This is a genomic window from Ancylobacter sp. IITR112 (assembly GCF_041415945.1).
GTDB lineage: Bacteria > Pseudomonadota > Alphaproteobacteria > Rhizobiales > Xanthobacteraceae > Ancylobacter.
In genome coordinates this window covers 2,603,084-2,625,474 of sequence record NZ_JBGCUS010000001.1, presented here as the reverse complement: position 1 = coordinate 2,625,474, position 22,391 = coordinate 2,603,084, and the positions used below count along the sequence as shown (strand labels likewise).

Here is a 22,391-nt window from a genome sequence, read left to right as displayed (position 1 = left end):
TCTAGGCCCGTCGCGCCTTCCGCAGACCCGAACGCGCCGCCAGCGCCGCCATGCGCCGGCACGCCTCTTCGATCCTGTCGTCCGGCACCGTCAGGCTGATGCGGATGAAATCGCGGGCCTCGGCACCGAAGGCGGAGCCGGGCATGACCGCGACCTCCTCCTCGTTCAGCAGGGCCCAGGCGAAGTCCTCGCCGCCCATGCCGGTGCCGCTGACATCGACGACGATGAACATGCCGGCCTCGGGCGGGAACGGCATCAGGCCGGGCGCCTGCGCCAGCATCGTGCAGATGAGGCCGGCGCGCCGGCGATAGGCGGTGCGCATGAGGGCGGAGGTGCCGACGGGGTTGTCGAGCGCATGCGCGGTCATGTCGGCGATGAAGGGCTGCTGGCCGAACAGCATGGTTTCCGACACCGCCAGCAGGCGGGCGCAGAACTCGGCCGGCCCGATGGCCCAGCCGCTGCGGAAGCCCGGCGCGGCGTGCGACTTCGAGATGGAGGAACAGACGATGGTGCGCTCGGCCAGCGCCGGATCGTCGAAGGGCGAGGCGAAGCTGCCTTCGAGGATCAACTCCTCATAGACCTCGTCGGAGACGATCCACAGATCGTGGCGGCGGCAAACCTCGCCGATGGCGGCGATCTCTTCGGCGGTGAGCACGGCGCCGGTGGGGTTGTGCGGCGTGTTGAGCAGAAGCACGCGCGACTGCGGGGTGATCGCCCGCTCCAGATCCGCCGCCTGCATGTGGAAGCCCTTTTCCGGGCGCAGCGGCACCGGGATCATCTCGGCGCCGGTGGCGCGGACGACGCCCTCATAGGTGGCGTAGAGCGGATCGCCCACCAGCACCGCGTCGCCGGTCTCGACCAGGCCGAGCATAACGGCGAAAAGCGCGGTCTGGGTGCCGGGAAAGCACAGCACATTGTCGCTGGCCACATCCGGCCGACGGCTGGCGTATTTGCGCACCAGCGCGTCGACCACCACTTGCTCGCCGCGCCCGTTGGAGTAGCGGTGCCGGCCGGCCGCCATGGCGCGCGTCGCCTCCGCGATCAGCCGCTCATGCGGCGGCAGGTCGGGCTCGCCGATGGTCAGCTCGATGATGGGCCGACCGGCGGCCTTGCGGCGCCGGCCTTCGACATGGACGGCCCATTTCTCGGAGCCGAGGCGGGCGAGCCTGTCGGTGATGGACGCGTAGCGCATTGGGCTACTCCCGGTCGCGAGCGGTGGGGGTTGGCGCGGCGATCGGGTGGCCGATCAGCGCCTCGACGGAGGAAAAGGCGATCGAGACCAGCTCGCTTTCCTCAAAGAGTTCGCCGGCGAGGCAGCCTTCCAGCCAGAGGCCGTCGAGGATGCCGTTAATGGCGATGGCCAGCGCGCGGATGCGATCCGGCGTGACAGGCGCGCCCCGGCCGGCGAAGAAATCCGCCAGCAGCTCTTCCAGCTCGGCGCGGAAGCTCAGATAGCCCTCGCGGTGGATCGCCGCGAGCGCCGGATCGACGCTGACCCGGCTGATGAACGCTGCCCAGAGCGAGAGGCTGCGGCTGTTGGCGACGGGCTCGGTCAGGTTGACGAAGATGAAGTTCGAAAGCCGCTCCTCCGGCGTGCCTTCAAGGTTTTTCGCCTTCTCGGTCAGCCGGGCGATGAGGACCTTGTAGGCCTCCTGGAGGATGATGTCCTTGGAGGCGAAATAGTGCCGGATCAGCCCGGCCGTCACCCCGGCCCTTGTCGCGATCTGGCGCACGGTGGCGCCCTGCAGCCCGGCCTCTGAAATGCAGTCGAGCGTCGCCTCAATGAGGTCGTGCCGACGCTCGGCCTCGGTGCCCCTATGGAAATCCCGGCGGGTCATGCCGCGCGACGCAGCACCGGCCGCGTCAGGCAGGTGGGGCCGCCCTCGCAGGCGATGCACAGCGCGTCCGCCGCGAAGGTCGACACGCTGCAGCCGGCGGCCTCCATCGCCGCCCTGGTGGCGGGGAAGCCCTCGACCATGATCACCTCGCCCGGCCGTGTCGGCAGCACGTTGAGCGACAGGCCGTTGCTGGCGTGGAACTCGTCGGCGGGGGCCTCGATCAGGCGGATGCCGCGCGCCTTCAGCAGCTGGTAGAACGCCGCCGGCAGAAGCGGGGCGAAGACGAGGGCGAGGTCGTCGGCCAAGGGGCTGATGACGCTCATCAGATGCAGGCAGGCGTCTTCCCCCTGCCAGAGCGGCAGATCGAAGCCCAGCACGGCGATGCCGTGGGGGGCGAGGAGGGCGCCGAGCTGGTCGATGCCCGCCTGATTGGTGCGCACGCCGCGCCCGACAATGAGGGTGCGCGCATCCAGCCACACGCAGTCGCCGCCTTCCACCGTGCCGGGGGCCTCGATGCGCCCGAGGATCGGAATCTGGCGCTCCGCATAGGCCTTTTCGTGCAGCGCCGGTTCGCCGGCGCGCAGCGGCTTGCCCATGCGCAGGATCACCGCGCCGTGGTCGGTCATCAGCGAGGGATCATGGGTGAACATGGCATCGGCGAGACCGTCGCCCTGGTCTTCCAGCCAGATGATCTCGGCGCCGGATTTTTCGACCAGGCGGGCGAAGGCGCCATATTGCTCGACGGCTTTCGCCCCATTGAAGGTCGGGCCGTAATGCCACTGCGCCGGGTCCGCCCCGAGCAGGCTCGGTCCCGGGCGGCGCATGAGCACGCGCTGCAGCGCCGCCGACATTTCCTGCGACCCGAAAGGCGACATATGATACCTCTTGGCGATCAATTGCCAAATTTTTGGCACTGCACAAAAACGTTGCGGTGCGATTAGTTATACGCTTGAATAACTGCGAAGGAAAGTGCATCGTGACCCCGTGAAATGACACGGCGCCCGGTGGCGTCGCCCTCGGCCGGTCCTTCCGGCGGGGCGCGCGGTGGCGTCGAAGGGAAAGAGGGACGGCATGAGCCAGATGCCTCGGTCTCGGCCTGCGGAGGCGCCCATCCGATGACGGAGCGCGCCGAGGCCATCGCCATTCGCGACCTGCACAAGCACTTCGGTGCGCTGGAGGTCCTCAAGGGCATCTCGCTCACGGCGCATGAAGGCGATGTCATCGCCATCATCGGCGGTTCCGGCTCCGGCAAATCGACGCTGCTGCGCTGCATCAACATGCTGGAAGTGCCCAGCCGTGGTTCGGTCGCCATTCGTGGCGAGGAGATCGCGCTGAAGCCGAACGGCCTCGGCGGGCTGGCCACGGCGGACCGGCGGCAGGTGCAGCGCCTGCGCTCCCGCCTCGGCATGGTGTTCCAGAGCTTCAATCTCTGGCAGCACATGACCATTCTGCAGAATGTCATCGAGGCGCCGGTGCATGTGCTCGGCGTGCCGAAAGCCGAGGCGGTGGCGCGCGGCGAGGCGCTGCTGCGGCGTGTCGGCCTGTTCGACAAGCGCGACGCCTATCCCGCCTTCCTCTCCGGCGGCCAGCAGCAGCGGGCCGCGATCGCCCGCGCCCTCGCCATCCAGCCGCATGTGATGCTGTTCGACGAGCCGACCTCGGCGCTCGACCCCGAGTTGGTGGGGGAGGTGCTGACCGTCATCGGCGATCTCGCCCGCGAGCAGCGCACCATGATCCTGGTGACGCATGAGATGAAGTTCGCCCGCAATGTCGCCAGCCACATCGTGTTCCTGGCCGACGGCGTGATCGAAGAACAGGGCCCGCCGGAACAGATCTTCGGCGATCCAAAATCGGAGCGGTTGAAGAAGTTCATCAGCTCCAGCCACTGAAAAAGCCCGAAAACCAGAGGGGACAAGCATGAAACACGCATTCAGGACGATGATCGCCGCTGCCGTCATCGGCATTGCCGGCATTTGCGGCGCGGCCGCCGAGCCGCTCAAGGTCGGCTTCGCCGCCGAGCCCTATCCGCCCTTCGCCTCGCCGGACGCCAGCGGCAAGTGGGAAGGCTGGGAAGTCGAGTTCATGGAGGCCATCTGCAATCAGGCCAAGCTCGAATGCGTGATCACGCCCGTGGCCTGGGACGGCATCATCCCGGCGCTGACCTCGAAGAAGATCGACATGATCGTCGGTTCGATGTCGATCACGCCAGAGCGGCTTAAGACCATCGATTTCTCCGACAAATACTACAACACGCCGACCGGCGTGATCGGCCCGAAGAGCGAGAAATTCACCGCGACGCCCGAAGGGCTGAAGGGCAAGACCATCGGCGTGCAGGTCGCCACCATCCACCAGGACTATGCCAACAAATATTTCGGCAAGGCCGGCGCGACCGTGAAGGAATACCAGACGCAGGACGAGGCCAATGCCGACCTCGCGGCCGGGCGGCTCGACGCGGTGCAGGCCGACGCCATCGCGCTCGCCGCTTTCCTCAGTACCGACCAGGGCAAGCAGTGCTGCGACCTCAAGGGCAATGTGAAGGATGACCCGGAAATCCTCGGCGCCGGCGTCGGCGTTGGCCTGCGCAAGGGCGACACCGAGCTGAAGAACAAGATCAACGCCGCCATCAAGGCGATCCGCGCCAACGGCACGTACGACACCTTCTCCAAGAAGTATTTCGACTTCGACATCTATGGCGGCTGATCCTGTGCGGGCCGGGCCGGCACGTGATGCCAGCCCGCGCCCGCCGGAGCCCGGGAGGGGCTGATGGCGGCCGACCTGATCAATTGGGGCCTGCTGGCACTGGAGCCGCCCGGCTGGGGCGGGGTGCTGCTCGGCGGGCTGATGAACTCGCTCAAGATCGCCTTTGGTGGCTACGCGCTCGGCCTCGTGCTCGGCACGGGCGGCGCCTTCGGCAAGCTCTATGGCGGGCCGGTGACCAAGGACCTGATGGAGGTCTACACCACGGTGGTGCGCGCGGTGCCGGAGCTGGTGCTGATCCTGCTGCTCTATTATGCCGGCACGGACCTGCTCAACCGCCTCTCCGCCGCGCTGGGCTATGGATCGGTGGACATTAGCGGGCTGGCGGCCGGCATCTTCGTCATCGGCGTGGTGCAGGGCGCCTATTCGACCGAGGTGCTGCGCGGGGCCATTCTCGCCGTGCCCGCCGGGCAGATCGAGGCGGCGAGGGCCTTCGGCATGTCGCCGCTGATGGTGCTGCGGCGGGTGACGCTGCCGGCCATGCTGCCGCATGCGCTGCCGGGGCTGTCCAATCTCTGGCTCATCTGCACCAAGGACACCGCGCTGCTCGCGGTGGTCGGCTTCAGCGAGCTGACGCTGGTGACGCGGCAGGCGGCGGGCACCACCAAGGCCTATATGCTGTTCTTCTGCGCGGCGGGCGTGCTGTATCTGCTGCTGACGCTGGCTTCCACCCTTGTCATCCGCTTCATCGAGGCCCGCGCCCGGCGCGGCTGGGTGGCGCGATGAGGCCCGAACGCCGCGCCGCCGCGCCGGAACCGCTGGTGGAACTGCCGCCGGAGGAAAGCACGCTGGAGGCCACGGCGCTGACCCGGCTGCCACGGGCGCGGGCTCTGCTCCAGCCGCACCGCCTCGCGCTGATGGCGGTGGCGGGCGCGCTGGTGTCCTGCGCCGCGTGGTTCATGCGCTGGGACTGGCTGCCGACCTATGCCGGCGCGCTCGTCTCCGGCGTTGGCGTCACGCTGCTGATGCTGGTGAGCACGGCGCTGCTCGGCTTCGTGCTCGCCGTGCCGATCGGGCTGGTTCAGGTGACGGGGCCGTGGTGGCTGAGCCTGCCGGCGCAGGGCTTCTGCACCCTCATCCGTGGCACGCCGCTGCTGCTGCAGCTGTGGCTGCTCTATTACGGCCTCGGCTCGCTGTTTCCGCAATTTCCGGAAATCCGCCAGTCCTTCCTCTGGCCCTATCTGCGCGAGGCCTGGCCCTATGGCGCGGCGGCGCTGACCTTTTCCTTCGCGGCCTATGAGGGCGAGGTGATGCGCGGCGCCTTTGCCGGCGTGCCGAGGGGCGAGCTGGAAGCGGCCCGCGCCTATGGCATGGGCCGGTGGAAGCTGTTCTGGCGCATCTGGCTGCCGCGCGCCGTGCACCGCGCCTTGCCCACGCTCAATGGCGAGACCGTGCTGCAGCTGAAGGCGACCCCGCTGGTCGCCACCATCACGGTGATCGACGTCTACGCCGTCATCTCCAAGATTCGGCAGGTGACCTATCTCACCTATGAACCGCTGCTGCTCCTCGCGCTGATCTACCTTATCCTCACCGCCCTGCTGGTGGCGGGATTCCGCTATTTCGAGAACAGAATACCCAACCGGAGTGCCTGAACATGAACGCGCGCGCCACGCTCACCAATGCGATGCCGGAATTGGTCGCGCTGCGCCGGGACCTTCACGCCCATCCCGAACTCGGGCTTGAGGAGGTGCGCACCTCCGATCTCATCGCCCGCGAGCTGACCGCGCTCGGCTATCAGGTCACGCGCGGGCTCGCCAAGACCGGGCTGGTGGCGACGCTGGCCCATGGCAGCAGCGGGCGCTCAATCGGGGTACGCGCCGACATCGACGCGCTGCCGATCCTCGAAGAAACGGGCCTGCCCTATGCGAGCCGGACGCCGGGGCTGATGCATGCCTGCGGCCATGACGGGCACACCGCCATGCTGATCGGCGCGGCGCGCGCCATCGCCGAGAGGCGCAATTTCGACGGCACGGTGCATCTCATCTTCCAGCCGGCGGAGGAGAATTTCGGCGGGGCGAAGATCATGGTCGAGGAGGGGCTGTTCGACCGCTTCCCCTGCGACGCGGTGTTCGCCCTGCACAATGATCCCGACGTGCCCTTCGGCACTTTCGTGTTCCGCGACGGGCCGATCATGGCGGCGGTGGATGAGTGCCGCATCACCGTCCATGGCCGGGGCGGGCACGGGGCCGAGCCGCAGTCGACGGCCGATCCCATCCTTGCCGGGGCCTCCATCGTCATGGCGCTGCAATCCATCGTGGCGCGCAACATTCACCCCATGGACCCGAGCGTGATTACGGTCGGCGCCTTCCATGCCGGGGCGGCGAGCAATGTCATTCCCGAGCGCGCCGAACTGGTGATCGGCATACGCTCCTTCGACGCGGGCGTGCGCGACGAGCTGGAGCGCCGTATCCGGCTGATCGCCGAGGGACAGGCGGCGAGCTACGGCATGAGCGCGACGGTTGACTATCAGCGCAGCTATGACGCCACCATCAACCACGCGGCGGAGACGGACTTCCTGCGCGCGCTCGCCACCCGTTTCGCCGGGGCGGACAAGGTGCGCGAGATGGCGCGCCCCAGCATGGGCAGCGAGGATTTCGCCTATATGCTGAAGGAGCGGCCGGGCAGCTATTTCTTCCTCGGCGGAAGGATGTCGGAGGCGGACCGCCCGCTCCACCATCCCGGCTACAATTTCAATGACGATCTGCTGCCGATCGGCGCCGCCTTCTGGACCGAGCTGGTCGAGACCTATCTGAAGCCGGCGTGAGCGGGTGCCGGGGCACGGGGCGCGGTTGCGGCGGGCGAAAGACGAGGTTTCATGCGAGTGCCCTCGACACAGGCGCTGCGGGCGCTGGAAGCCTTCGCCCGCCATGGCACGGTCTGGCAGGCGGCGGCGGAGCTGAACATCACCCGCAGCGCGGTCAGCCACCAGCTGCGCTTCCTCGAACAGGATCTCGGCTTCGCCCTGCTCCAGCGCGCCGGCAAGGGCGTGAGCCTGACGCCGCAGGGCAAGCGCTACGCCGCCGATGTGCGCACGGCCCTGGCCCTCCTGGCCGACGCGGCGGTGCAATATGGCGATCGCGGGCTGCTGCAGGGGGCGATCACCATCAGCTCGACGCCGGGCTTCGCCACCTTCTGGCTCTGCACCCATATCGCCGAGTTCCGACAGCTCCATCCGGGCGTGACGCTGCGCATCGTGACGCCGCCGCGGCTGGAGGATGTCGACGCGCCGGGCGTCGACGCCTTCATCGCCTATGGCGACGGCGACTGGCCGCGCCACAGCGTGGAACTGCTCAGCGTCGTCGACTTCATGCCGGTGTGCAGCCCGGTGCTGCTCAACCAGCTCGGCGGCTTGAGCGAGCCGGTGGACGTGTTCCGCACGGTGCTGCTGCATCTCGACGGCCTCGGCGACTGGTTCACCTGGCTGTCGGCGGCCGGTGTCGTGGCGCCGCGCACCGACCAGGGGGTGATCTTCTCCGACATGAACCTCGTTCTGGCGGCGGCGCTGGCGGGGCAGGGGATCGCCATCGGCGACAATTTCGTCTGCCGGCAGGCGGTGGAAACCGGGCGGCTGGTGGTGCCGTTCGATCTCACCATCCGCGCCTCGCGCGCCTATTACTTCGTCACCCCGCGCGACCGCCCCGGCAATCCCGCGATACAGGCCTTCGCGGACTGGCTGAAATCGCGCCTCGTGCAGACCGCGCCGGTCATGCGGATATGAGTGCCGAATTGATAGGCGCCGTACACTCCATGCTTATCACGTCAACAATGGCGTGAATTTATAGCTACAGCATTCGGCATTTTTATTCATTTGAGGTGAGCGGATCGCGAGATTAGGATTTCTACATATACAGGGAGCACGCGGCAAACGTGAGCAAGCGCGCGGTCGGGTTGCAGGCGGTCGGGATCGGCAAAACCTTCGGCCACTTCACGGCGCTGGAGGACATCACGCTCGACATCGCGGCGGGTGAGTTCCTGACCCTGCTCGGCCCCTCAGGGTCCGGCAAGACCACCTTCCTGATGGTGCTGGCCGGTTTCCAGGCCGCGAGCACGGGCCGGCTCTTCAGCGACGGCACCGACATCACCCGCAGCCGGGCGGAAGACCGTTCCTTCGGCATGGTGTTTCAGGGCTATGCGCTGTTTCCGCACAAGAGCGTCGCGCAGAACATCGCCTTTCCGCTGCAGGTGAGGGGCGTGGCGCGCGAGGACATCGCCCGCCGGGTCGACGCCATCATCGCCCGGGTCGGGCTGGTGGGGCACGCGAACAAGCGCCCCGCCCAGCTCTCCGGCGGGCAGCAGCAGCGCGTGGCGCTGGCCCGCGCGCTGGTATTCGAGCCGCCGGTGCTGCTGCTGGACGAGCCGTTTTCCGCCCTCGACAAGCATTTGCGCGGCCGCATGCAGGACGAGGTGGCGCGGCTGCATGGCGAGTTCGGCACCACCTTCGTCTTCGTCACCCATGACCAGAGCGAGGCGCTGTCGCTGTCCTCGCGCATCGCCATCTTCAATCACGGCCGGCTGCTTCAGGTCGGGGCGCCGCGCGACATCTATGAGCGCCCGTGGAGCCGCTTCGTCGCCGAGTTCCTCGGCGAGATCAACCTGTTGCCCGTCGGCGGCATCGGCCATTGCGCGCGCGGCACCAGCGGCCTGTTCGAGGAGGTGCGCCTGACCGCGCCACGGCATGAGAATCTCAACGGCAACGCCGTGCTGGCGGTGCGGCCCGAGCACATGTCGGTCAGCGCCGAGCCGCCAAAGGAGGGTAATGGCGTGCCCGCCCGGCTCGCCGGCACCACCTATCTCGGCTCGGCGATGCGCCTCGCCTTCGCCACAAGCAGCGGCACCCCGCTGACCGTCACCCTGCCGAGCGAGGCCGCCGGCCGCATCCTCGCCCACGGGCCGGATGTCTGGGTCACCTGGTCCTTCGAGAATGGCTTCCTTCTTCCAGAGCAAAGCTGAAAACAGCAGGAGCACGCCGTGAACGACGCATTCCAGAAAGACTGCCTCGACATTCTCGCGGCGAAGGCCGCGCGTGGCGAGATCGACCGCCGCCGCTTCACCCAGCTCGCCGCGCTGATCTTCGGCGGCGCGCCGCTACTGCTGCGCACGCCGGAGGCGCTGGCGCAGGTGCGCCAGCTCGTGCTGGTCAATTGGGGCGGCGACGCGCTCAAAGCCTATGACAAGGCCTATGGCCAGCCCTTCGAGAAGGCGACCGGCATCGTCGTCAAGGAGGACGGCACCGGCCCGACCGAAGGCGCCATCGCCGCCCAGTTCAAGAGCGGCAAGCCGACCTGGGACATCGTCGATGCCGATCCGTTCTCGGCGATCGCGCTCGGCAAGCAGGGGATGATCGAGCCGATCGACTACAGCGTCGTCGACAAGGCGAAGATGCGCCCCGGCTTTGACTGGGAATATGCGGCCTCGACCTATTTCTTCTCCTATGTCCTCGCCTATGACGCGGAGAAATACGGCGCCAACCCGCCCAAGACCATGGCCGACTTCTTCGATGTGGCGAAATTCCCGGGCAAGCGCACCATGTATAAATGGGGCGCGGGCATGTGGGAGGCGGCGCTGCTGGCCGATGGCGTCGCTCCCGACAAGCTCTACCCGCTCGATCTCAAGCGTGCCCATGCCAAGATCGCCGCGCTGAAGCCGGATGTCGCGGCCTATTGGGGCGGCGGCGCGGAAAGCCAGCAGCTGATGCTGAGCGGCGACGCCTCGATGGGGCTGATCTGGTCGACCCGCGCCTCGCTGATCGAGAAGGATTCGGGCGGGCAGATCAAGTTCACCTGGAACCAGGGCCTGCTGTCGCCGGGCGCGCTGGCGGTGATCAAGAACAATCCCGGCGGCAAGGAGAACGCGATGAAGTTCATCGCCTCTACCTCCGTGCCCGAGCGCCAGCTGGTCATGTTCGAGATGCTGGGGCAGGGGCCGGCCAATCCGGCGACCGATGCGCTGATCCCGGCCGACCAGCGGCGCTACAACCCGGTCGACCCCGCCAATATGAAGGGCCAGGCCGTGCTCGACATGCCCTGGTACGCCGACAATTACGGCGCCGCGCTCGACGAGTTCACCAAGGTCATTTCGGCCTGAGGCCCGCACCCTCCCGCGCCGCGCGGGAGGGTTTTTCCTCCGACGGATTGCCCCCATGCGCCCGCGCTCCGCCTTCCGGCCCGCACTCGCCCTGACAGCGCCTCTGGTGCTGTTCCTGGCGTTTGCCTATGCGCTGCCGTTCCTCGGCGTCGCGCTGTGGAGCGTGACGCTGCCGGAGCCGGGGGTGGGCCAGTATGAGCGGCTGGTGAGCGATCCCTTGGTGCTGTCGGTGTTCCTGCGCACCTTCCGCATCTGCTTTCTCGTCACGCTGATCGCGGTGGCCTGCGCCTATGCCGTCACCTATGTCTGGGTGCGGGGCACACGGCTGCAACGGCGCCTCATTGAAATCTGCATCTTCGTGCCGTTCTGGATTTCGCTGCTGACGCGCGCCTTTGGCTGGCTGGCGCTGCTGTCCAATCGCGGCATCGTCAATAGCTGGCTGCAGGCGCTCGGCCTCATCGACGCGCCGCTGGCGCTGGTGCGCAACGAGCCGAGCGTGATCGCCGGTATGGTGCATGTGCTCATCCCGTTCGCGGTGCTGCCGCTCGCCTCGGCCATGCGGACGGTGGACGAGCGGGTGCTGCTCGCGGCCCGGGGCATGGGTGCCTCGCGCCTGCGCATCTTCTGGTCGGTGTTCTTTCCCATGACGCTGCCCGGGGTGATCGGGGCGACGCTGATCGTGTTCGTGTTCAGCCTCGGCTTTTTCGTCACCCCGGCCATTCTCGGCGGCGGCCGTTCGATCATGGTGGCCGAGCTGGTGTATCTGCGCATGTTCCAGAGCCCGGACTGGGGGCTGGGCGCGGCGATCAGCGTGGCGCTGGTGGTTCTCGTCGCCGCGCTGATGGGCCTGCTCGCGCGCTTCGCCCGGCTGGGGCTGATGGGGAGCGGGCGATGAGGCTGCAGCGTCCCGGACCCGTCGCGGTCGTTCTCGCGCTGCTGGTGGGGGTGTTCCTGCTGCTGCCGCTGCTGGCGGTGGTGCCGATCTCCTTCACCCCCGGCCGGCTGTTGACCCTGCCCAAGGGCAGCCTGTCGCTGACCCATTACCGCACGCTGTTCGAGAATCCGGACTGGCTGACCAGCATCCTGCTGAGCGCGCGCATCGCGCTGTTCACCAGCGTGATCGCGACCGGGCTGGCCACCAGCTTCGCGCTCGGCATCTGGATGCTGCAGCCGCGCTTTTCCCAGCTGCTGGTCGGCTTCGTGCTGCTGCCGATGATCGTGCCGCCGGTGGTGTCGGCGATGACGCTGTATTTCCTGCTCACCGGCATGTCGCAGGTCTCGCACGCCATCGGCTTCGACAGCGTGATCGGTGTCACCCTCGCCCATGTGGTGATGACGGTGCCGTTCGCGGTGGTGATGGTGCTGGTGGCGCTGGCGCAGGTCGACCGGCGCATCGACCTCGCCGCGCGCGGCATGGGGGCGGGTGTCGTCCAGCGCATCGTGCACGTCATCCTGCCCAACATCGGCTTCGGCGTGGCGACGGCGGCGCTGCTGGTCTTCGTCCTGTCCTGGGAGGAGATCGGCGTCACGCTGTTCATCACCAGCGTCGACGCGATCACCCTGCCGCGGCTGATGTGGATGGGGCTGCGCGACAATGTCGATCCCGCCGTCGCCGCCATTTCCGTCGTGCTGATCGTGGTCACGACGCTGATCCTGCTGGCCCGCATGGCGCTGCAGCGCCGCCCCGATTTCGAGGAGGAGTAAGATGGACGAGGTATTCGGCCGCAAGGACATGATCAGTCCCTCCCGGCTCAAGGAACTGAGCGCGAAATCCGATGTGTCGGGCTTCATCCAGCTCGGCAGCCATCTCGGCGCGCTGGTGATCACCGGCACGGCGCTTTGGTTGACCTGGGGCTCGTGGTGGATGGTGCCGGCGTTCATGCTGCACGGCGCGCTGATCAATTTCCTCTATGCCGGCCAGCATGAGATGAGCCATTCCACGGTCTTCAGGACCAAGGGGCTGAACGAGTTCTTCGGCCGGCTGTTCGGCTTCGTGCTGATCTATCCACGCGATTTCGACCAGATCCAGCATTTCGCCCATCACCGCTACACCCAGGACTGGGAGGGCGATGGCGAGCTGGGGCGCGAGCGCTACTCGATGCTGTCCTATCTGCTCTGGGTGCTGGGGCCGACCTATTGGTACAGCCGCATCCGCCGGGTGCTGCGCTTCGCCTTCGGCACCGTCAGCGAGCACTACATTCCGCAGGACCAGCACGCCAAGGTGATCCGCGAGGCGCGCTGGCATCTGGCGGGCTATGCGCTGATCGCGGCGCTGTCGGTGGCGACGGGCAGCTGGATCGCGGTCAAGCTGTGGCTGCTGCCGATGCTTGTCATGAAGCCGGTGCACCAGCTGCAGAACACCATCGAGCATCTCGGCCTGCCGCATGTCGACCAGATCACCGAGAATACCCGCACCACGCGCACCAATGCGCTGATGCGCTGGATGTGCTGGAACATGCAGTTCCACACCGCGCACCACGCCTTCCCCGGCGTGCCGTTCCACCGCCTGCCGGACCTCCACCGCACCATCTTCGTGGAGAAGGGCCGCAAGCCGCATTCCATGACCTATCTCGGCTTTCAGCTGGCGGTGATCAAGGCCTTCTGGAACGGGCGGACCGAGGCGGACTATCCCGACGACAAGATCTGGATCATGGACGACACCGACCTCGAACCGGTCGGCCCGCGCGCCGCCAAGCGGGTCTGAGCCATGCCGCTCAAGGTCTACCAGTCGCTCTGGGCCACCGAGCAGCGCCGCCCCGGCGTGCCGGAGCGGTCGGTGGCCGAGCGCTTCGATGCGGTGAAGGCGGCCGGTTTCGACGGCATGGCCATCGATCTCGGCGCCATGGATATCGAAGCCGCGCGCGGCACGGTGGCGGAGTTCGCCCGCACCGGCCTTGGTGGGCTGCTGACCGCCTTTCCCCGCTCGATCGAGGAGCTGCGCCCGGCGCTGCACCTCGCCAAGGAGATCGGTTCGCCCTTCGTCATCGTCATCGGCCAGGTGATGCCGCTCTCGGTGGCGGAGATGGTGCCGGTCATCGAGGCGTGGCTGCGCATCGGGCGGGAGGAGGGCGTCCCGCTGCAGTTCGAGACGCACCGCAACTGCATCACCAACGACATGTTCGCGACGCTGCTGCTCATGGACGCCATCCCCGAGCTGCGGCTCGCCGCCGACCTGTCGCACTATGTTGTCGACCGCGAGATGATGCTGCCGATCAGCGCCGACTATCAGGCGCAGGTGCAGCGGTTGCTGGAGCGCTCGGACAGCTTCCAGGGCCGGGTCGCCAATCGCTGCCAGGTGCAGCTGCCGCTGCATTTCCCGCAGCACCAGCCCTGGGTCGCCGTGTTCCGTGACTGGTGGCGGCGCGGATTCAGCTCATGGCAGGCGCGCCACGGCACCGAGGCCGACTGCCTGTTCCTGTGCGAACTCGGGCCGCGCGACTACGCCATCACCGATGCGCGGGGCGAGGAATTGTCGGACCGCGCGCAGGAAGCCCTGCAACTGCGCCAATGGGCGCTTGAGGACTGGGACGCGGCCGCCGCGCGCCCCGTCGTCGAACCGAATTGAGGAGAATCCATCATGGTCGTCGCCCGCCTGAGCCCGGAGATGAGCGCCGCTGAATGGCAGCAGCGGGTCGACCTCGCCGCCTGCTACCGGCTGCTCGCGCATTACCGGATGACCGACCTCATCTACACCCATTGCACCGTGCGGGTGCCGGGCGAGCCGGGGCGGTTTCTCATCAACCCCTATGGCCATCGCTGGGAGGAGATCACCGCTTCCTCGCTGGTGAAGATCGATGTCGACGGCAACAAGGTCGGCGACAGCCCGCACCGGGTGAATCCCGCCGGCTTCACCATCCATTCCGCCGTGCATATGAGCCGGCACGACGCGGCCTGCGTCATCCACACCCATACCCGCGCCGGCATGGCGGTGGCCTCGCTGAAGGAAGGGCTGCTGCCGCTCAACCAGATCGCGTTGCAATTCTATGGCCGGCTCGGCCTGCATGAGTATGAGGGCATCGCCCTCGACCTCGACGAGCGCGAGCGCATCATCGCCGATCTCGGCACGCATTGCGGCCTGCTGCTGCGCAATCACGGCCTGCTCACCGTCGGGCGGAGCGTCGCCGAGGCGTTCAACCTGATGTTCTATCTGGAGCGCGCCTGCGAGGTGCAGGTGGCGACGCTTTCCATGGGCCGCGAGATTGTGCTGCCGCCGCGCGAGGTCTGCGAGAAGGTCGGGGCGCAATACGACCAGATGAATTTCGACGACGGCGACCTGCAGCTCGAATGGGACGCGCATCTGCGCCTGCTCGACGCGCTCGATCCGTCCTACCGCACCTGAATATTCAAGGGATCAGCAAGATCCGAACGCCTGGGAGCACGCACATGACCACCGAGACGAGTGCCGCCGCCGGCAGCTTCGACTGGACCCTGCCGGCCAGCGATTATTGCGACCCCGCCCTTTACCAGCGCGAGCGCAAGGAGATCTTCGCCCGCAACTGGATGCTGTTCACCTGGTCGGAGCGGCTGCAGAAGCCGGGCGACTATGTGACCGGCACGCTGGCGGGCTATCCCGTCTTCGTCATCCGCGACGATGACGGGGTGGTGCGTGCCTTCCACAATGTCTGCCGCCATCGCGGCGCGCAGCTGCTGGAAAAGGAGGAGGGCCATTGCGGCAAGCTGGTGGTCTGCCCCTATCATAGCTGGAGCTTCACCCGTGACGGCGCGCTGAACAAGGCGGTGGATTTCGGCGAGGGCATTACGTTCGACCCGAAGGCGTGGGGCCTTTACGCCATCGACGCCGAGGAATGGCGCGGCCTCGTCTTCCTGCGCATCGCCCGCGGCGGCGAGAGCCTCATCGACTGGCTCGGCCCGATCCACGCCATGGCGGCGGATTATCCGCTGGAGCAGCAGCATTACTTCATGTCGAAAGACCGGGATTGTGCCGTCGACTGGAAGGTCTATGGCGAGAACTATCTCGAATGCTACCACTGCCGGACCATGCATCCGGGCCTGTGCGAGTCGATGGACATCGACAATTACCGCATCGACACCTATCCGAAGGACAAGTTCTTCCACCTGCACGCGCCCAAGCGCGATGGTGGGCTGACGCGGGGGCTGTATTTCTATCGCTTCCCCTTCCTCATGCTGAACCTCTACGATTGGGGCTCGTCCATCGCCACCATCGAGCCGCTGGGGCCGGGGCGCATCCGCCACATCAACTGGTACTTCTTCACCGATGTTTCGCCTGAAAAGGCGGAAGAAAACCGCCGCTCGGCCGAGTGGTCGGCGCAGATCGTGACCGAGGATCTCGACATCATCACCGGCGTGCAGCGCAACCTTGAGGCCGGAATCTACACGCGCGGGCCGCTGTCGCCGAAGAATGAGTATTCGGTCAAAGCCTTCCAGGACATGTGCCGCGAAGCACTTGAGCCCAAGGCCCCGCTGCGCGGCGTCGCCGCGGAATAAGTCGTGCCGTCCTTCGAAATGCGATCCGTCAGCGTGGGGGTGAAGCGATGAATGCCGACGTTACCGTGGGCAAGGTTTACGACGCCATCATTATCGGCGCCGGGCATAATGCGCTGGTCTGCGCCAATTATCTCGCCAAGGCGGGGCAGAAGGTGCTGGTGCTGGAACGCCGCGACGTCGTCGGCGGGGCGGCGGTGACGGAGGAGATCGCGCCCGGCTTCCGGGCGTCGATCTTCTCCTACCTCATGAGCCTGCTGCACCCGCGCATCATCCGCGAGCTGGAGCTGAAGAAGCACGGGCTGGAAGTGTTGCCCTGCTCGGACATGGTCTCCCCGCTCGACGGGGAGGACTACATCCTGTTCTCCGACAACATCGCCAAGTCGCAGGCGAGCTTCGCCCGCTTCTCCAGGCACGATGCGGACATCTATCCCGAATTCGACCGCTATCTGAACGAGGCGGCGAACATCGTGCGCAAGCTTCTGTGGGAGACGCCGGTCGACCCGGCGAAGCGCGACTGGCGCACCTTCAAGGACGGGGCGTCGCTGCTGTGGCGGCACCGCAAGATCGGGCGGAAGATGTACCGCATCGTCGATATGCTGACGATGAGCGCCTATGACTTCCTGCGCGAATGGTTCGAGGATGACCGCGTGATGGCCGTGCTGGCCTATTACGCCTCGATCGGCACCTTCGCCGGGCCGAAATCGCCGGGCTCGGCCTATGTCATCATGCACCACATCATGGGCGAGCATGAGGGCGCCGGCGGCTGGGGCTTCATCAAGGGCGGCATGGGGTCGATCACCCAGGCGTTGGCCTCTTCCGCCCGCGAGAAGGGCGTCGACATCGTCACCGGCGCGCCGATCCGGGAAGTGCGCGTGCAGAATGGCCGCGCCACGGCGGTCTCGACCACGACGGGCGAGAGCTATGCGGCCAGGACCATCATCTCCAATGCCAGCGCCAAGACGCTCTATCTCGACCTCGTCGGCGAGACGCATCTGCCGGAGGAGGTGGTGCGGGAGATCAAGGGCTATCGCACCTTCTCGACCGCCTTCAAGATGAACATCGCCTGCGAGCGCCCGCCGCAATACCGCATCCTCGACCGCGTGCGGCGCGAGGGAACGCTGGGGAATTTCGACTACCCCACCTACATGCACATCGCGCCCGACATCGACTATCTCGAACGCGCCTATGACGATGCCAAGCATGGCTGGTACTCGTCGCGCCCCTTCATCACCCCCGTGGTGCCGACCATGGTCGACACGACGCTGGCGCCGCCCGGCAAGCATGTGGTCAATCTGTTCGGCGGTCACGCGCCCTACACGCTGAAGGGCGGCGACTGGGCCACGGAGAAGGAGAACTTCCGCAAGACGGTGTTCGACACCATCGAGGAATACGCGCCCGGCTTCCGTGACGATGTGATCGAGGCGCAATTGCTCGTCGCGCCCGATATCGAGAACATCGTCAACCTGCCGCAGGGCCACATCTTCCATGGCGAGTTGTCGACCGACCAGCTGTTCTTCCAGCGGCCGGTCTCGGGCTATGCGGATTACCGCACGCCGGTGAAGGGGCTGTATATTTGCGGCTCCTCCATGCATCCCGGCGGCGGCGTCTCCGGCATCCCCGGCTTCAACGCCGCCCGCGAGGTGATGCGCGACATCAAGGCGAAGCGAAACTGAGCCGGGACGACGGGGCCCTGCGGCAGCGGGGGCCCCGCCGTGCGTTGCGTCAGCCGAGCGTGGCGGCGACCGCCTCGACCGCGCCGCGCGTGGCCTCGACCACACTATCGGCTTCCTCCCGTGTCAGGCACAGGGGCGGGGCGAAGCCGAGTATGTCGCCTTGCGGCATGGCGCGGGCGATGACGCCGCGCTCAAGCATGGCTGCGGCGATGCGCGGGCCGACCTTCTCCGCCGTGTCGAAGAAGGCGCGGTCGTCCTTGTCGCGCACCAGTTCCACCGCCGCCAGCAGGCCCTCGCCGCGCACCTCGCCGACGAAGCGGTGGCCGGCGAGCGCGTCCTTCAGCGCGGCGTTGAAATAGGCGCCGGTCTCGCGGGCATTGGTGACGAGGTCGAGCTCGTCGACCAGTTCGAGATTGGCGACGCCGGCCGCCGTGCAGAGCGGGTGCGAGGAATAGGTCCAGCCATGGCCGATCGGGCCGTATTCGTCCGATCCCTGCTCCAGCACCCGCCAGACTTTCTCCGAGACGATGACGCCGGAGAGCGGCGCATAGGCGGAAGTGAGGCCCTTGGCGATGGTGATCAGGTCCGGCGCGATGCCGTAATGATCCGAGCCGAACATGCTGCCCAGCCGACCGAAGCCGGTCACGACCTCGTCGGCGATCAGCAGGATGTCGTATTTCTTCAGCACCGCCTGGATTTTCGGCCAGTAGCCGGCTGGCGGCGGCACGATGCCGCCGGTGCCGAGCACCGGCTCGCCGATGAAGGCGGCGATGGTGTCCGGCCCTTCGGCCTGAATCATCTCTTCCAGCTTGTCGGCGCAGTACTGGGAGAACTGCTCCTCGCTCATCGCCCGATCGGGCCGGCGGAAATAATAGGGCGCCTCGGTGTGCAGGATCGGCGCGCGCGGCAGGTCGAACAGATTGTGGAAGCCGGCCAGCCCGGTGAGGCTGCCGGTCATCACCCCGGAGCCGTGATAGCCGCGCCAGCGCGAGATGATCTTCTTCTTCTGCGGCCGGCCGAGCACATTGTTGATGTACCAGACCAGCTTGATGTTGGTCTCGTTGGCGTCCGATCCTGACAAACCGAAAAACACCCGGCTCATCCCGGCCGGCGCGCGTTCCACCACCATGCGGGCGAGGTTGATCGACGGTTCGGAACCATGGCCGGCATAGGCGTGGTAATAGGCCAGCTTCGAGGCCTGCTCGGCGATGGCGTCGGTGATCTTTTTACGGCCGTAACCAACATTGACGCAGTAGAGCCCGCCAAAGGCGTCGAGGCTGCGCCGCCCCTCGCGGTCGACGATGTAGACCCCTTCCGCCCCGGTGATGATGCGGTTCGGGGTCTCGCCGCGCGCATGCTGGGCCATGTGGGTGGAGGGGTGGAAGAAGTGGTCGCGATCCCAGCTTTCGAGTTCGTTGCTGGCGGGGGCGGGGTGGTCGAGCATCTCAATCTCCTGATGTGCCCGCCTCAGCCGAGGTCGAGGCAGACATATTTGAGGTCGGTGAAGGCTTCGAGGCCGTGGCGTGAACCTTCGCGGCCGAGGCCGGACTGCTTCACGCCGCCGAACGGAATCGGGGCACCGGTGATCTTGACGCGGTTGATCGCGACCATGCCGTAGTCGAGCGCCTGCGCCATCCGCGCCGCCCGCGCGCCGTCGCGGGTGACGACATAGGCGACCAGGCCATATTCAGTGGCGTTGGCACGGGCGATCACTTCCTCCTCGCTGTCGAAAGCAGCGAGGGCGGCAACGGGGGCGAAGGTTTCCTCGCGCATGATGAGTGCGTCTTCCGGCACGTCGGCGAGCACGGTGGGGGCGAGGAAGAGCGGGCCGGGCATCGCCCGCTCCGGCGTCAGGCGGCGGGCGCCGTGGGCCAGCGCATCGTCGATCTGCGCCTGCGCCTTGGCAATGGCCCCCCGATGCATGAGCGGGCCGATCTCACTGCGCGGGTTCAGTCCGGGGCCCACGCGGAGAGCCGCGACACGTTCGGCAAAGGCGACGCAGAAACGCTCATAAAGCCCGCGCTGCACATAAATCCGATTGGCGGCGAGGCAGTCCTGACCGGAGGTGGCGAATTTGGCGTCGAGGGCGATATCGACAGCGCGATCGAGGTCGGCATCATCGAACACGATGAGCGGCGCATGGCCGCCAAGTTCCATCACCATGCGCTTCATGCTGCCTGCCGCATTGCGGGCGACCAGGCGGCCAACTTCCGTCGATCCGGTGAAGCTGACCGCCCGCACCCGCAGATCAGTGCACAGCGCTTCGGCAATCGGCGCCGGCTCGCCGGTGACGACGTTGAATACGCCGGCGGGAAAGCCGGCGCGCTCGGCCAACTCGGCCAGAGCGAGGGCCGACAGCGGCGTATGCGAGGAGGGGTGCGCGACGACGGTGCAGCCGGCCGCCAGAGCCGCCGCCGCCTTGCGGGTGAGCATGGCGGAGGGGAAATTCCACGGTGTGAGCAAGGCGGCGACCCCCAACGGCTCGCGGCTGAGCGACATCTGCGCGCCGGGCAAATGGCTGGTGACGCTCTCCACATTCACCCGCAGCGCTTCCTCGGCGTAATAGGCGATGAACGAGGCGGCATAGGCGATCTCGCCGCGCGATTCCGCCAGCGGCTTGCCCTGCTCGAGCGTCATTAGCAGCGCGAGATCATCGGCCGCATCCTGCATCAGCGCGTGCCACCGCCGCAGTGTCGCGGCGCGCTCCTGCGGCAGAAACTGCTTCCAGCCACGAAATGCGTGATGGGCGGCATCCACGGCCCGCACCGTTTCCGTGGAACCGAGGGCGGCGACCTCGGCGACGATCGTGCCGTCGGCGGGATCGGTGACGGGAAAGCTTCGCCCCTCAGGTCCGGCGGTCCATTTGCCGTCGACATAGGACAGGCTGCGCAGGAGGCGTGGGTCGCCCAGCCGCGACAGCGCCGGGTGGCCGGCGGTCCGGGCAAAGCGTGGGCTGTGGGCGGGTGCGGTCATGGCGGCTCCTCTCTCGATGGCTGAAGCCTAGGATGCGAAAGCCCGAGAGGGTTTCCGAACATGCGGGCCACCACCGAAGGCCCGCCGGAAGTTCGTCCGCCTGCCGAACAAGTGTCGGCGGGCGGGGCGACTAGCCCAGCACGGAGGCGAGGAACTCGCAGGTGCGGGGGTGGCTGGGGGCGGTGAAGATCGCCTCCGGCGCGCCTTGCTCGCAGATGCGGCCCTTGTCGAAGAAACAGACGCGGTCAGAGACCTCGCGGGCGAAGCGCATTTCATGCGTCACCAGCAGCATGGTCAGGTCGTGCTCATGGGCGAGGTCGCGGATTACCGCCAGCACCTCGCCGACGAGCTGCGGGTCGAGCGCCGAGGTCGGCTCGTCGAACAGCAGCACGCGCGGGCGCATGGCCAGAGCCCGGGCGATGGCAACTCGCTGCTGCTGGCCGCCGGAAAGCTGGGAGGGGAAATGGTCCTTCTTGTCGGCGAGCCCGACCAGCGCCAGCAATTCCACAGCGCGCGCTTCCGCCTCGGCACGCGAGAGTCCGAGCACACGCACCGGCGCTTCCGCCACATTGCGCATCACGCTCATATGCGGAAACAGGTTGAAGCTCTGGAACACCATGCCGACATGGCTGCGAATCTGGTGCAGATGCCGCTCCGACGCCTTGAACGGGCCGCTGCCGCCGGGCTGGTGATAGTCCATTCCGGCGAGCGTCAGCCGTCCCTCCTGAAACGGCTCCAGCGTCATGAGGATGCGCAGCACGGTCGATTTGCCCGAGCCGGACGGGCCGATCAGCGTGACCTTCTCGCCCGGTGCGACCTCGAAATTGAAGTCGTCAAGCACGGTGAGCGCGCCGAAACGCTTGGTCACGCCGGCGAACTGGATCAGGGGCGCGGGGGCGTTGTCGGTCATCGCAGCGGGATTCCTGCCTTGGGGAGCACCTTCTGCAGCCGGTGCAGGCCGGCCGAGCAGATCAGCGTCAGGATGAGGAAGATCAGGCCGACCATGGTCAGCGGCACGAGATATTCGAAGGTCCGTTCGCCGATCATGTTGGCCAGCGCCATCATGTCGAGCACGGTGATGACGGAGAGCACGGGCGTCTCCTTGATCATCGCGACCATGTAATTGCCCATGGCCGGCAGGATGCGCGGCACGATCTGCGGCACGACGATGTCGCGATAGGTCTGCATCCGGGTCATGTTGAGGGCGGTAGCGGCTTCCCACTGGCCGCGCGGCACCGCCTCGATGCCGCCGCGATAGACCTCCGACGTGTAGGCCGAATATTGCAGCCCGAGCGCCAGTGCCCCGGTCAGGAAGGCGGGCAGGGTCACGCCATATTCCGGCAGCACGTAGTAAAGAAAAAAAAGCTGCACCAGCAAAGGCGTATCGCGCAGGAACTCGACCACGAAGGCCGTGGTCCAGGAGACGCTGCGAAAGCGGCTGCGCCGCAGCATGGCGAAGACCAGCCCCAGCACCAGCGCGATGCCGAAGCCCGCCGCGGCCGCCTTGAGCGTCACGGTGAGGCCGATGAGGATGATCGGAAGGATCGACCAGGCATAAGCGAGCGGGGTGGCCGTGTCCCAAGCGTAGCCATACATCATC

Annotated in this window: 22 protein-coding genes; 15 read left to right on the top strand and 7 right to left on the bottom strand. The window is 67.0% G+C overall.

Translation table 11 applies throughout. The features are described 5' to 3' along the window. Position 1: 1 nt before the first annotated feature. From AAC979_RS12560 to AAC979_RS12550, 3 genes are read right to left on the bottom strand one after another with little or no spacing between them, the layout of a single operon-like run. Entirely contained in the window at positions 2-1,192 is a 1,191-nt protein-coding gene (locus tag AAC979_RS12560; protein WP_371347221.1) for a pyridoxal phosphate-dependent aminotransferase, read from the bottom strand. A gap of 4 nt (positions 1,193-1,196) precedes the next feature. After that, the gene (locus tag AAC979_RS12555) at positions 1,197-1,838 is read right to left on the bottom strand and encodes a TetR family transcriptional regulator C-terminal domain-containing protein (protein WP_371347220.1); all 642 of its coding nucleotides are present in this window, start codon (positions 1,836-1,838) and stop codon (positions 1,197-1,199) included. Continuing rightward, positions 1,835-2,713 carry a dimethylarginine dimethylaminohydrolase family protein gene (locus AAC979_RS12550; protein ID WP_371347219.1) on the bottom strand — a complete coding sequence of 293 codons (879 nt, stop codon included), beginning with the start codon at positions 2,711-2,713 and terminating at the stop codon, positions 1,835-1,837. The genes AAC979_RS12555 and AAC979_RS12550 overlap by 4 nt, the downstream gene beginning before the upstream one ends. A 240-nt stretch (positions 2,714-2,953) precedes the next feature. On the opposite strand from AAC979_RS12550, the gene AAC979_RS12545 reads away from it, so the two are divergent. The 15 genes from AAC979_RS12545 to AAC979_RS12475 all read left to right on the top strand — a co-directional run bounded on the left by AAC979_RS12545 (position 2,954) and on the right by AAC979_RS12475 (position 17,818). Continuing rightward, the gene (locus tag AAC979_RS12545) at positions 2,954-3,727 is read left to right on the top strand and encodes an ABC transporter ATP-binding protein (protein WP_371347218.1); all 774 of its coding nucleotides are present in this window, start codon (positions 2,954-2,956) and stop codon (positions 3,725-3,727) included. Between the two features lie 28 nt (positions 3,728-3,755). Continuing rightward, a complete protein-coding gene (locus tag AAC979_RS12540; protein ID WP_371347217.1) occupies positions 3,756-4,538 on the top strand; it encodes a transporter substrate-binding domain-containing protein in 783 nt (260 codons plus the stop codon). 63 nt (positions 4,539-4,601) lie between these two features. Beyond that, positions 4,602-5,321 carry an ABC transporter permease gene (locus AAC979_RS12535; protein WP_371347216.1) on the top strand — a complete coding sequence of 240 codons (720 nt, stop codon included), beginning with the start codon at positions 4,602-4,604 and terminating at the stop codon, positions 5,319-5,321. Further along, the gene (locus AAC979_RS12530) at positions 5,318-6,187 is read left to right on the top strand and encodes an ABC transporter permease (RefSeq protein WP_371347215.1); all 870 of its coding nucleotides are present in this window, start codon (positions 5,318-5,320) and stop codon (positions 6,185-6,187) included. Before AAC979_RS12535 ends, AAC979_RS12530 begins: the two co-directional genes overlap by 4 nt. A gap of 2 nt (positions 6,188-6,189) precedes the next feature. After that, the gene (locus AAC979_RS12525) at positions 6,190-7,359 is read left to right on the top strand and encodes a M20 aminoacylase family protein (protein WP_371347214.1); all 1,170 of its coding nucleotides are present in this window, start codon (positions 6,190-6,192) and stop codon (positions 7,357-7,359) included. A 51-nt stretch (positions 7,360-7,410) separates the two neighbouring features. Next, entirely contained in the window at positions 7,411-8,313 is a 903-nt protein-coding gene (locus tag AAC979_RS12520) for a LysR substrate-binding domain-containing protein (RefSeq protein WP_371347213.1), read from the top strand. Positions 8,314-8,462: 149 nt separating this feature from the next. Then, on the top strand, positions 8,463-9,545 hold the full coding sequence (locus tag AAC979_RS12515) for an ABC transporter ATP-binding protein (protein WP_371347212.1): 1,083 nt from the start codon (positions 8,463-8,465) through the stop codon (positions 9,543-9,545). Positions 9,546-9,563: 18 nt separating this feature from the next. After that, positions 9,564-10,679, top strand: a complete 1,116-nt coding sequence (locus AAC979_RS12510; RefSeq protein WP_371347211.1) for an ABC transporter substrate-binding protein — start codon at positions 9,564-9,566, stop codon at positions 10,677-10,679. A 55-nt stretch (positions 10,680-10,734) separates the two neighbouring features. Then, positions 10,735-11,574 carry an ABC transporter permease gene (locus AAC979_RS12505; protein ID WP_371347210.1) on the top strand — a complete coding sequence of 280 codons (840 nt, stop codon included), beginning with the start codon at positions 10,735-10,737 and terminating at the stop codon, positions 11,572-11,574. After that, complete coding sequence (locus tag AAC979_RS12500) at positions 11,571-12,383, top strand: ABC transporter permease (RefSeq protein ID WP_371347209.1); 813 nt, start codon at positions 11,571-11,573, stop codon at positions 12,381-12,383. The genes AAC979_RS12505 and AAC979_RS12500 overlap by 4 nt, the downstream gene beginning before the upstream one ends. Position 12,384: 1 nt before the next feature. Beyond that, positions 12,385-13,383: a fatty acid desaturase gene (locus AAC979_RS12495; RefSeq protein ID WP_371347208.1), complete on the top strand. Its 999-nt coding sequence runs from the start codon at positions 12,385-12,387 to the stop codon at positions 13,381-13,383. Between the two features lie 3 nt (positions 13,384-13,386). After that, positions 13,387-14,244 (top strand): sugar phosphate isomerase/epimerase family protein, encoded by an 858-nt coding sequence (locus AAC979_RS12490; protein WP_371347207.1) that lies wholly within the window; start codon positions 13,387-13,389, stop codon positions 14,242-14,244. Positions 14,245-14,256: 12 nt separating this feature from the next. Further along, positions 14,257-15,018, top strand: coding sequence for a class II aldolase/adducin family protein (locus AAC979_RS12485; RefSeq protein WP_371347206.1), 762 nt, complete (start codon positions 14,257-14,259; stop codon positions 15,016-15,018). 44 nt (positions 15,019-15,062) lie between these two features. After that, positions 15,063-16,145 carry an aromatic ring-hydroxylating dioxygenase subunit alpha gene (locus AAC979_RS12480; protein WP_371347205.1) on the top strand — a complete coding sequence of 361 codons (1,083 nt, stop codon included), beginning with the start codon at positions 15,063-15,065 and terminating at the stop codon, positions 16,143-16,145. Positions 16,146-16,192: 47 nt separating this feature from the next. Further along, positions 16,193-17,818 (top strand): phytoene desaturase family protein, encoded by a 1,626-nt coding sequence (locus AAC979_RS12475; RefSeq protein WP_371347204.1) that lies wholly within the window; start codon positions 16,193-16,195, stop codon positions 17,816-17,818. Between the two features lie 49 nt (positions 17,819-17,867). On the opposite strand, the gene AAC979_RS12470 is transcribed toward AAC979_RS12475, so the two are convergent. The 4 genes from AAC979_RS12470 to ehuD form a co-directional block, all read right to left on the bottom strand. Continuing rightward, on the bottom strand, positions 17,868-19,262 hold the full coding sequence (locus tag AAC979_RS12470) for an aspartate aminotransferase family protein (RefSeq protein ID WP_371347203.1): 1,395 nt from the start codon (positions 19,260-19,262) through the stop codon (positions 17,868-17,870). A gap of 23 nt (positions 19,263-19,285) precedes the next feature. Further along, positions 19,286-20,791: an NAD-dependent succinate-semialdehyde dehydrogenase gene (locus AAC979_RS12465; RefSeq protein WP_371347202.1), complete on the bottom strand. Its 1,506-nt coding sequence runs from the start codon at positions 20,789-20,791 to the stop codon at positions 19,286-19,288. A 130-nt stretch (positions 20,792-20,921) separates the two neighbouring features. Then, positions 20,922-21,701 carry an ectoine/hydroxyectoine ABC transporter ATP-binding protein EhuA gene (ehuA, locus tag AAC979_RS12460; RefSeq protein WP_371347201.1) on the bottom strand — a complete coding sequence of 260 codons (780 nt, stop codon included), beginning with the start codon at positions 21,699-21,701 and terminating at the stop codon, positions 20,922-20,924. Beyond that, a complete protein-coding gene (ehuD, locus tag AAC979_RS12455) occupies positions 21,698-22,390 on the bottom strand; it encodes an ectoine/hydroxyectoine ABC transporter permease subunit EhuD (RefSeq protein ID WP_371347200.1) in 693 nt (230 codons plus the stop codon). Before ehuD ends, ehuA begins: the two co-directional genes overlap by 4 nt. Position 22,391: the final 1 nt, after the last annotated feature.

Coding starts and splice junctions, on each gene's coding strand:
- ehuA (WP_371347201.1), bottom strand. CDS start 21,701: ATGACCGACAACGCCCCCGCGCCCCTGATCCAGTTCGCCGGCGTGACC.
- AAC979_RS12535 (WP_371347216.1), top strand. CDS start 4,602: ATGGCGGCCGACCTGATCAATTGGGGCCTGCTGGCACTGGAGCCGCCC.
- AAC979_RS12480 (WP_371347205.1), top strand. CDS start 15,063: ATGACCACCGAGACGAGTGCCGCCGCCGGCAGCTTCGACTGGACCCTG.
- AAC979_RS12495 (WP_371347208.1), top strand. CDS start 12,385: ATGGACGAGGTATTCGGCCGCAAGGACATGATCAGTCCCTCCCGGCTC.
- AAC979_RS12520 (WP_371347213.1), top strand. CDS start 7,411: ATGCGAGTGCCCTCGACACAGGCGCTGCGGGCGCTGGAAGCCTTCGCC.
- ehuD (WP_371347200.1), bottom strand. CDS start 22,390: ATGATGTATGGCTACGCTTGGGACACGGCCACCCCGCTCGCTTATGCC.
- AAC979_RS12490 (WP_371347207.1), top strand. CDS start 13,387: ATGCCGCTCAAGGTCTACCAGTCGCTCTGGGCCACCGAGCAGCGCCGC.
- AAC979_RS12500 (WP_371347209.1), top strand. CDS start 11,571: ATGAGGCTGCAGCGTCCCGGACCCGTCGCGGTCGTTCTCGCGCTGCTG.
- AAC979_RS12505 (WP_371347210.1), top strand. CDS start 10,735: ATGCGCCCGCGCTCCGCCTTCCGGCCCGCACTCGCCCTGACAGCGCCT.
- AAC979_RS12475 (WP_371347204.1), top strand. CDS start 16,193: ATGAATGCCGACGTTACCGTGGGCAAGGTTTACGACGCCATCATTATC.
- AAC979_RS12560 (WP_371347221.1), bottom strand. CDS start 1,192: ATGCGCTACGCGTCCATCACCGACAGGCTCGCCCGCCTCGGCTCCGAG.
- AAC979_RS12525 (WP_371347214.1), top strand. CDS start 6,190: ATGAACGCGCGCGCCACGCTCACCAATGCGATGCCGGAATTGGTCGCG.
- AAC979_RS12540 (WP_371347217.1), top strand. CDS start 3,756: ATGAAACACGCATTCAGGACGATGATCGCCGCTGCCGTCATCGGCATT.
- AAC979_RS12530 (WP_371347215.1), top strand. CDS start 5,318: ATGAGGCCCGAACGCCGCGCCGCCGCGCCGGAACCGCTGGTGGAACTG.
- AAC979_RS12470 (WP_371347203.1), bottom strand. CDS start 19,262: ATGCTCGACCACCCCGCCCCCGCCAGCAACGAACTCGAAAGCTGGGAT.
- AAC979_RS12465 (WP_371347202.1), bottom strand. CDS start 20,791: ATGACCGCACCCGCCCACAGCCCACGCTTTGCCCGGACCGCCGGCCAC.
- AAC979_RS12555 (WP_371347220.1), bottom strand. CDS start 1,838: ATGACCCGCCGGGATTTCCATAGGGGCACCGAGGCCGAGCGTCGGCAC.
- AAC979_RS12485 (WP_371347206.1), top strand. CDS start 14,257: ATGGTCGTCGCCCGCCTGAGCCCGGAGATGAGCGCCGCTGAATGGCAG.
- AAC979_RS12550 (WP_371347219.1), bottom strand. CDS start 2,713: ATGTCGCCTTTCGGGTCGCAGGAAATGTCGGCGGCGCTGCAGCGCGTG.
- AAC979_RS12545 (WP_371347218.1), top strand. CDS start 2,954: ATGACGGAGCGCGCCGAGGCCATCGCCATTCGCGACCTGCACAAGCAC.